This is a genomic window from Acinetobacter sp. AOR43_HL (assembly GCF_027854635.1).
Taxonomy (GTDB): domain Bacteria; phylum Pseudomonadota; class Gammaproteobacteria; order Pseudomonadales; family Moraxellaceae; genus Acinetobacter; species Acinetobacter pittii.
This window is the reverse complement of sequence record NZ_JAKTHX010000032.1, coordinates 370,031-376,314: the sequence shown is the minus strand read 5'-3', so window position 1 is coordinate 376,314 and position 6,284 is coordinate 370,031. Positions and strand designations below refer to the sequence as shown.

Annotated in this window: 1 protein-coding gene, 2 tRNA genes and 3 rRNA genes; all 6 read left to right on the top strand. The window is 46.8% G+C overall.

Annotation, left to right across the window (positions count from 1 at the left end; genetic code table 11):
* Nucleotides 1-134: 134 nt before the first annotated feature.
* Nucleotides 135-1,672, top strand: a 16S ribosomal RNA gene (locus tag MKL33_RS16970).
* Nucleotides 1,673-1,731: 59 nt separating this feature from the next.
* Nucleotides 1,732-1,808: transfer RNA gene (locus MKL33_RS16965), tRNA-Ile, on the top strand.
* A gap of 55 nt (nt 1,809-1,863) precedes the next feature.
* Nucleotides 1,864-1,939: transfer RNA gene (locus MKL33_RS16960), tRNA-Ala, on the top strand.
* 352 nt (nt 1,940-2,291) lie between these two features.
* Nucleotides 2,292-5,182: ribosomal RNA gene (locus MKL33_RS16955) — 23S ribosomal RNA — on the top strand.
* 182 nt (nt 5,183-5,364) lie between these two features.
* Nucleotides 5,365-5,479 (top strand): 5S ribosomal RNA (rrf, locus tag MKL33_RS16950).
* The 16S, 23S and 5S rRNA genes sit together here with 2 tRNA genes alongside, the layout of an rRNA operon.
* Nucleotides 5,480-5,639: 160 nt before the next feature.
* On the top strand, nt 5,640-6,236 hold the full coding sequence (locus MKL33_RS16945; RefSeq protein WP_227062427.1) for a glutathione S-transferase family protein: 597 nt from the start codon (nt 5,640-5,642) through the stop codon (nt 6,234-6,236).
* Nucleotides 6,237-6,284: the final 48 nt, after the last annotated feature.

Here is a 6,284-nt window from a genome sequence, read left to right as displayed (position 1 = left end):
CTGATTGATTAATCGAAATAATTTTCATTGATTGATTGGTTTAAATTACTCGAAGTTTATTTGAGCGAAATTTAAGTCAGTAATTGATGAGCCAGAATTGGCACCTTGTCTTTAAATAAGGTGCAAAATGATTTTAACTGAAGAGTTTGATCATGGCTCAGATTGAACGCTGGCGGCAGGCTTAACACATGCAAGTCGAGCGGAGAGAGGTAGCTTGCTACTGATCTTAGCGGCGGACGGGTGAGTAATGCTTAGGAATCTGCCTATTAGTGGGGGACAACATTTCGAAAGGAATGCTAATACCGCATACGTCCTACGGGAGAAAGCAGGGGATCTTCGGACCTTGCGCTAATAGATGAGCCTAAGTCGGATTAGCTAGTTGGTGGGGTAAAGGCCTACCAAGGCGACGATCTGTAGCGGGTCTGAGAGGATGATCCGCCACACTGGGACTGAGACACGGCCCAGACTCCTACGGGAGGCAGCAGTGGGGAATATTGGACAATGGGCGCAAGCCTGATCCAGCCATGCCGCGTGTGTGAAGAAGGCCTTATGGTTGTAAAGCACTTTAAGCGAGGAGGAGGCTACTTTAGTTAATACCTAGAGATAGTGGACGTTACTCGCAGAATAAGCACCGGCTAACTCTGTGCCAGCAGCCGCGGTAATACAGAGGGTGCAAGCGTTAATCGGATTTACTGGGCGTAAAGCGCGCGTAGGCGGCTAATTAAGTCAAATGTGAAATCCCCGAGCTTAACTTGGGAATTGCATTCGATACTGGTTAGCTAGAGTGTGGGAGAGGATGGTAGAATTCCAGGTGTAGCGGTGAAATGCGTAGAGATCTGGAGGAATACCGATGGCGAAGGCAGCCATCTGGCCTAACACTGACGCTGAGGTGCGAAAGCATGGGGAGCAAACAGGATTAGATACCCTGGTAGTCCATGCCGTAAACGATGTCTACTAGCCGTTGGGGCCTTTGAGGCTTTAGTGGCGCAGCTAACGCGATAAGTAGACCGCCTGGGGAGTACGGTCGCAAGACTAAAACTCAAATGAATTGACGGGGGCCCGCACAAGCGGTGGAGCATGTGGTTTAATTCGATGCAACGCGAAGAACCTTACCTGGCCTTGACATAGTAAGAACTTTCCAGAGATGGATTGGTGCCTTCGGGAACTTACATACAGGTGCTGCATGGCTGTCGTCAGCTCGTGTCGTGAGATGTTGGGTTAAGTCCCGCAACGAGCGCAACCCTTTTCCTTATTTGCCAGCGAGTAATGTCGGGAACTTTAAGGATACTGCCAGTGACAAACTGGAGGAAGGCGGGGACGACGTCAAGTCATCATGGCCCTTACGGCCAGGGCTACACACGTGCTACAATGGTCGGTACAAAGGGTTGCTACCTAGCGATAGGATGCTAATCTCAAAAAGCCGATCGTAGTCCGGATTGGAGTCTGCAACTCGACTCCATGAAGTCGGAATCGCTAGTAATCGCGGATCAGAATGCCGCGGTGAATACGTTCCCGGGCCTTGTACACACCGCCCGTCACACCATGGGAGTTTGTTGCACCAGAAGTAGCTAGCCTAACTGCAAAGAGGGCGGTTACCACGGTGTGGCCGATGACTGGGGTGAAGTCGTAACAAGGTAGCCGTAGGGGAACCTGCGGCTGGATCACCTCCTTAACGAAAGATTGACGATTGGTAAGAATCCACAACAAGTTGTTCTTCATAGATGTATCTGAGGGTCTGTAGCTCAGTTGGTTAGAGCACACGCTTGATAAGCGTGGGGTCACAAGTTCAAGTCTTGTCAGACCCACCATGACTTTGACTGGTTGAAGTTATAGATAAAAGATACATGACTGATGATGTAAGCTGGGGACTTAGCTTAGTTGGTAGAGCGCCTGCTTTGCACGCAGGAGGTCAGGAGTTCGACTCTCCTAGTCTCCACCAGAACTTAAGAGAAGTTCGGATTACAGAAATTAGTAAATAGAGATTTAGATCTTGGTTTATTAACTTCTGTGATTTAAGTATCACGGTATTAAGCATGACCTGACGAAGGTATGTTTATTCATTAACAGATTGGCAAAATTGAGTCTGAAATAAATTGTTCACTCAAGAGTTTAGATTAAGCAATTAATCTAGATGAATTGAGAACTAGCAAATTAACTGAATCAAGCGTTTTGGTATATGAATTTAGATTGAAGCTGTACAGTGTTTAAGTGCACAGACAACAGATAGTAGCGATGAAGAATCGCACGGACAACACTCACTTGTAGGTGTTGACGACTGTTTGGGGTTGTATAGTCAAGTAATTAAGTGCATGTGGTGGATGCCTTGGCAGTCAGAGGCGATGAAAGACGTGATAGCCTGCGAAAAGCTCCGGGGAGGCGGCAAATATCCTTTGATCCGGAGATTTCTGAATGGGGGAACCCACCTACTTTAAGGTAGGTATTGCAACATGAATACATAGTGTTGCAAGGCGAACGAGGGGAAGTGAAACATCTCAGTACCCTTAGGAAAAGAAATCAATTGAGATTCCCTCAGTAGCGGCGAGCGAACGGGGATCAGCCCATTAAGTTATGTGTGTTTTAGTGGAACGCTCTGGGAAGTGCGAACGTAGAGGGTGATATTCCCGTACACGAAAGGGCACACATAATGATGACGAGTAGGGCGAGGCACGTGAAACCTTGTCTGAATATGGGGGGACCATCCTCCAAGGCTAAATACTCCTGACTGACCGATAGTGAACCAGTACCGTGAGGGAAAGGCGAAAAGAACCCCTGTGAGGGGAGTGAAATAGATCCTGAAACCGCATGCATACAAGCAGTGGGAGCACCTTCGTGGTGTGACTGCGTACCTTTTGTATAATGGGTCAGCGACTTATATTCAGTAGCGAGGTTAACCGTATAGGGGAGCCGTAGAGAAATCGAGTCTTAATAGGGCGTTTAGTTGCTGGGTATAGACCCGAAACCAGGCGATCTATCCATGAGCAGGTTGAAGGTTGGGTAACACTAACTGGAGGACCGAACCCACTGTCGTTGAAAAGCCAGGGGATGACTTGTGGATAGGGGTGAAAGGCTAATCAAGCCTGGTGATAGCTGGTTCTCCCCGAAAGCTATTTAGGTAGCGCCTCGGACGAATACCATAGGGGGTAGAGCACTGTTTCGGCTAGGGGGTCATCCCGACTTACCAAACCGATGCAAACTCCGAATACCTATGAGTACTATCCGGGAGACAGACTGCGGGTGCTAACGTCCGTAGTCAAGAGGAAAACAATCCAGACCGCCAGCTAAGGCCCCAAAATCATAGTTAAGTGGGAAACGATGTGGGAAGGCATAGACAGCTAGGAGGTTGGCTTAGAAGCAGCCACCCTTTAAAGAAAGCGTAATAGCTCACTAGTCGAGTCGGCCTGCGCGGAAGATGTAACGGGGCTAAAACTATGTGCCGAAGCTGCGGATTTGACATTAGTCAAGTGGTAGGGGAGCGTTCTGTAAGCCGATGAAGGTGTATTGAGAAGTATGCTGGAGGTATCAGAAGTGCGAATGCTGACGTGAGTAACGACAAAACGGGTGAAAAACCCGTTCGCCGAAAGACCAAGGGTTCCAGTCCAACGTTAATCGGGGCTGGGTGAGTCGACCCCTAAGGCGAGGCCGAAAGGCGTAGTCGATGGGAAATTGGTTAATATTCCAATACTTCTGTGTAATGCGATGAGAGGACGGAGAAGGTTAAGTCAGCCTGGCGTTGGTTGTCCAGGTGGAAGGATGTAGGTATGTATCTTAGGCAAATCCGGGGTACTCTATACTGAGATCCGATAGCAAGCTGTACTTGTACAGTGAAGTGGCTGATACCATGCTTCCAGGAAAAGTCTCTAAGCTTCAGTTACACAGGAATCGTACCCGAAACCGACACAGGTGGTCAGGTCGAGTAGACCAAGGCGCTTGAGAGAACTCTGCTGAAGGAACTAGGCAAAATGGTACCGTAACTTCGGGAGAAGGTACGCTGTTGTTGGTGATGGAACTTGCTTCCTGAGCTGACGACAGCCGCAGAAACCAGGCCGCTGCAACTGTTTATTAAAAACATAGCACTCTGCAAACACGAAAGTGGACGTATAGGGTGTGATGCCTGCCCGGTGCTGGAAGGTTAATTGATGGGGTTAGCGTAAGCGAAGCTCTTGATCGAAGCCCCAGTAAACGGCGGCCGTAACTATAACGGTCCTAAGGTAGCGAAATTCCTTGTCGGGTAAGTTCCGACCTGCACGAATGGCATAATGATGGCGGCGCTGTCTCCAGCAGAGGCTCAGTGAAATCGAAATCGCTGTGAAGATGCAGTGTACCCGCGGCTAGACGGAAAGACCCCGTGAACCTTTACTGCAGCTTGACACTGAACTTTGACCTTACTTGTGTAGGATAGGTGGGAGGCTTTGAAGTTGGAACGCTAGTTCCAATGGAGCCGTCCTTGAAATACCACCCTGGTAATGTTGAGGTTCTAACTCTGTCCCGTTATCCGGGACGAGGACCGTGTCTGGTGGGTAGTTTGACTGGGGCGGTCTCCTCCTAAAGAGTAACGGAGGAGTACGAAGGTGCGCTCAGCGTGGTCGGAAATCACGCGTAGAGTATAAAGGCAAAAGCGCGCTTAACTGCGAGACCCACAAGTCGAGCAGGTACGAAAGTAGGTCTTAGTGATCCGGTGGTTCTGTATGGAAGGGCCATCGCTCAACGGATAAAAGGTACTCTGGGGATAACAGGCTGATACCGCCCAAGAGTTCATATCGACGGCGGTGTTTGGCACCTCGATGTCGGCTCATCTCATCCTGGGGCTGAAGCAGGTCCCAAGGGTATGGCTGTTCGCCATTTAAAGAGGTACGCGAGCTGGGTTTAGAACGTCGTGAGACAGTTCGGTCCCTATCTACCGTGGGCGCTGGAAATTTGAGAGGATCTGCTCCTAGTACGAGAGGACCAGAGTGGACGAACCTCTGGTGTACCGGTTGTGACGCCAGTCGCATCGCCGGGTAGCTATGTTCGGAAGGGATAACCGCTGAAAGCATCTAAGCGGGAAGCCTACCTCAAGATAAGATTTCCCTAGGAATTTATTCCTCTAAAGAGCCGTTCGAGACTAGGACGTTGATAGGTTGGATGTGGAAGCATAGTGATATGTGAAGCTGACCAATACTAATTGCTCGTGAGGCTTGACTATACAACACCCAAGCAGTTGTATATGAAGCATCAATCGATTCATAAACATGCAAAGCAACTTGATTTAGTTAAACACTTAGCTAAAATGAACAAAATCAGATCCAATCAGCCCATCTGTAAAGATTTGGAAAACGCAACGTATCACACAGTGAATAAAACGAAGCAAGTATCCATACCAGTTGTGCTGGCGACCATAGCAAGAGTGAACCACCTGATCCCTTCCCGAACTCAGAAGTGAAACCTCTTAGCGCTGATGGTAGTGTGGGGTTACCCATGTGAGAGTAAGTCATCGCCAGCTCATTATTCTAAACACCCCCGTTCTAACGAATGGGGGTGTTTCTTTATTGGGAGAAAAAATATATGTGCGGAGAATAAATATAAAAATACTAAGGAAGAGTTGTGCTATAAATAATAAGAAAATTAATCTTTTAAGTATGCATAATAAGGGAAGAGCATCTATGATAATTTATGGTGATGTCGGTTCGGGTAACTGCTATAAGATAAAACTATTACTTTCCTTATTAAATATTAATCATAGATGGATCCACGTTGATATTTTAAACAAAGAAACTGAATCAGCTGATTTTTTGTCCTTAAATCCTAATGGAAAAATACCTGTATTAGTCCTAGAAGATGGTCGTGTTTTGAGTGAGTCGAATGCTATCTTAGGTTACTTGGCTGAAGGAACAAAATTTATTCCTACAGATCCTTTTATTAAAGCAAAAATGTACCAATGGATGTTCTTTGAGCAGTATAGTCATGAACCATTTATTGCAGTTGCTCGTTTTATTAATAAATATTTAGGGTTACCACCAGAAAGAATAGAGGAATACCATAATTTACAGCCAAAAGGCCATAAAGCACTATCTATTATGGATAAAGCTTTAGTAGATCACGACTATCTTGTTGGAGATCAATTAACTATTGCTGACATTGCCTTGTATGCATACACGCATGTCGCGGAGGAAGGTGGTTTTGATTTGGAGCTATATCCAAATATTCAAGCGTGGTGTCAAAGGATTCGAGAATATTTAGGTTATGTAGATATGATTTAAATAAAAAAGAACTCATATCGAGTTCTTTTTTATTTCTGAAATTCTGAT